Origin of the sequence: Ureibacillus manganicus DSM 26584, from assembly GCF_000772945.1 — a bacterium.
GTDB lineage: Bacteria > Bacillota > Bacilli > Bacillales_A > Planococcaceae > Ureibacillus > Ureibacillus manganicus.
The window spans coordinates 1-378 of the sequence record NZ_JPVN01000074.1 but is presented as its reverse complement, the minus strand read 5'-3'; the positions used below and the strand labels follow the sequence as shown (position 1 = coordinate 378).

Sequence of the window (378 nt, the reverse complement as noted above, 5' to 3'; positions counted from 1 at the left end):
ATCGAGTAGGAGACTAGCCATTATTTGGCTAGTCGACCTCTCACACCACCGTGCATACGGTTCCGTACACGGCGGTTCAATAACTTAAGTATCTTTGCTCATATAGATTATTTGGGTCTTTTATTCCCCACTTAATGAGCGTATTTATTTTAATTGCTTTTTGTAAGGTTTCGCTTCTTGAGACTCTCCAATATCCCTTACGGGAATTTGCTACTTTCCAGGCTTCCTCATGATGGATACCTAATCTTCTAAGTTGGTAATATTTCGTTTTAGTTTTCTTCCATCTTTTCCAGATAAGTTGTCTTAATCGGTGATTTAGCCACATTCCAATATCTTTAATGAACTTTTTCATAAAGCTAATGCCATAGTAATTTATCC

Annotated in this window: 1 protein-coding gene; it reads right to left on the bottom strand. The window is 37.0% G+C overall.

Going from position 1 to position 378, the window contains the following annotated elements; translation table 11 throughout:
* Nucleotides 1-76: 76 nt before the first annotated feature.
* Nucleotides 77-378: group II intron maturase-specific domain-containing protein (locus CD29_RS19425; protein ID WP_328286501.1), on the bottom strand; the 302-nt coding region annotated here is incomplete at its 5' end.